The organism is Bacillus niameyensis (genome assembly GCF_001375535.1).
GTDB classification, from domain to species: domain Bacteria; phylum Bacillota; class Bacilli; order Bacillales; family Bacillaceae_C; genus Lederbergia; species Lederbergia niameyensis.
This window is the reverse complement of the sequence record NZ_LN831197.1, coordinates 1,851,253-1,853,617: the sequence shown is the minus strand read 5'-3', so window position 1 is coordinate 1,853,617 and position 2,365 is coordinate 1,851,253. Positions and strand designations below refer to the sequence as shown.

The window sequence follows — 2,365 nt, the reverse complement described above, 5'->3', positions numbered from 1 at the left end:
AGAGGCGTAAATTTGCTGAGTTTCCAAAAGATTACTGGGAAATGAGCATTATTGAAGATTTGGTATTTGTTTTCAAAACCTTTTCAAAAAAAGACATGCCAAAGAAGCGTCACATATTTATTTATTTTTTTAATAGGTTGTTTTTGTAAACATTGTTGCTTACCAGGACAGTGCTTGGTTGATTTCCGCTACAGTTGCTCGCTTTCCGCGGGGCGGGCGGTGAGCCTCCTCGGCGTAAACGCCTGTGGGGTCTCACCTGTCCCGCTGATCCCGCGACGGACAGGACGTCCTAGTGTCGGCGTTGGCCACAGGACGTGGCCGTCTTTAGCCGACCAGGAGTCTCGCACTTTCGCTACAATCAACCTTCAACGGATTTTGTTTTAAAATCAACAAACCCTTGGATAAGGTCCTTTAAAAAGATTTGGCTATTGAAGATAAAATATGACCGTTAAGGAAGGATAGCGCATCTTTTTGATGGGCATACCAGGCATCAATGTGTTGACACATCATAATGGCGTAAGTCCGTATATACCACATCTTTGTAGGCCGATGCCGACCAGATTCTAAGTGATAATCGACTTTTTCTCGTTTGTTTGAACGTTCTACCGATGTTCTTCTTTTATAAACGATCTTCCATTTTTCGGATGTTCTAGGAGTCTTAGTAAAAAGTCGAAGATTGTCTTTCCCAAAAGTATGGAATGTTCTTCCGTATTTGGCTGTAGAACAAGGGCTTTTACACGTATTTTTTGTACCACAAGCTAATGGACAACGCCATTTTTGCCTATTTTGCGATTTGTCATATCCGTTTGGTTTCATTTTAAGTTTTGCTGGACAAATAGGAACCCCTTCGGGGGATATCTGAATATCACTTTCCGTGCTGAAGTTTTTCTTGGTCCGGACGTTTAGATCAATGAAAGGCTCAATACGATAGTGATCTAGTAATTCATAAATGGGTTCAGCATCATGAGCGGCATCTAAAAGAATCTTACCAACCGTGCCCAAGGTAGCACGTTGCGAAAATTCAATAGCACTGACAACAAGGCTGACAGAATCATGCCGGGAAGCAGGTTGAAGTCTTGGATACAACGGTAAGTCGTATCGACTGTCGCTAGTGGATAACATGTAGAGATGGTATCCGTTGAAGTACTTTTCCCGTGAACTGTCCCATCCTGAGTCGATGTCGGGTTGGGAGTAATAACGCGGATGGTCACATTTCGTAAGTCCTTGGGCACCGCAATCACAAATCCTTTTACTTCTGGGGTAGCTGGTTGTTTCTATAGGTGTGCCGTCTCCGACAACACCGAGATCGGTTAGATCTCCGAGTAATCCTAGGTTAGCTGATGTTTTAAGAAATTGAGATTGGAAATATTTAAACAGTCGATCTCCTGTTAGCTCCTTTTTCTTTGAGCCGTAGCGAAAAAAACGATCGACAAGCTTTCTTACGATTCCCGGACTAGATGGGGATGCTTTTTCTCCTTTTTTAGGCTTCTTCTTCCTTTTAGTTTTTTGGCGTTTTGGTTTGATAAAGGGTTTAACATTGGCGCTTTCCCTTCCCCATAAACGGTTGAAAAAGTCATAGAAGGTCCCTATACCAGGAAGATTTCCGGGTTCAAAGCCACTCATGATGGCATAAAAAGGCACTCGGTGTCATTCATCTACCCATTCAGTAATACTAAGTGTTGGTTTAGCCAAAAGGAGCAGAAGGTATGAGCGCATCATGGAAGCTGGATCACGAGATTCAGGTCCTCTATTAGAGTAGGAACTCCGCAGCCAAGAAGTAAGATAAGAGAGATCGGTGATCCATAACTTGTAAATAATGGGCCAGTCATTATTTACAATCGTGAGTACACTTCCCGAATAGTGCTTCCTTAATTGTTCTAGGACGAAGTTTTGATAATCTTCATGTGCAATAATCGTTGGCTTCAATCGCAGTTAGTAAGGAAATAAATCCCTTCACCGGTGATTATTGAGGCGTTTTTAAAAAGTCAAGTGTTTTCGACAAAATCAAGAACAAAACTTCATTGTATGAATGACAAACTTAAGTATATGTGCAAAAGAATAATTTAGTTGATTGAAGTGGAAGGCGGCGACTCCTGGGGGATTAGCGTGACAGGTGAGATCCCGCAGGAGCGTAGCGACGAGGAAGCTCACCGCACGCCCCCCGGAAAGCGTCCGCCTGGAACGGAAATCAACGGTGGCGAGCTCTCGCGTAGTATGTAGATTATTCATCTCGTTCAATAGAGAATGAGCAATTTTACTAACAAAAAAATGAAATATCCCCCTATTAATAGTAGGAGGAGAAATAAAAAATTGGTATAAGAAAACCTTGTACCATCTTACTCGGTGAATGCCGAGAGTCTATTTA

General features: G+C 42.4%; 2 protein-coding genes. Both read right to left on the bottom strand.

Going from position 1 to position 2,365, the window contains the following annotated elements; translation table 11 throughout:
- Positions 1-411: 411 nt before the first annotated feature.
- On the bottom strand, positions 412-1,623 hold the full coding sequence (locus BN1243_RS08885; RefSeq protein WP_230200149.1) for a transposase: 1,212 nt from the start codon (positions 1,621-1,623) through the stop codon (positions 412-414).
- Positions 1,624-1,647: 24 nt separating this feature from the next.
- The gene (locus BN1243_RS22595; protein ID WP_062110223.1) at positions 1,648-1,926 is read right to left on the bottom strand and encodes a hypothetical protein; all 279 of its coding nucleotides are present in this window, start codon (positions 1,924-1,926) and stop codon (positions 1,648-1,650) included.
- Positions 1,927-2,365 lie beyond the last annotated feature (439 nt).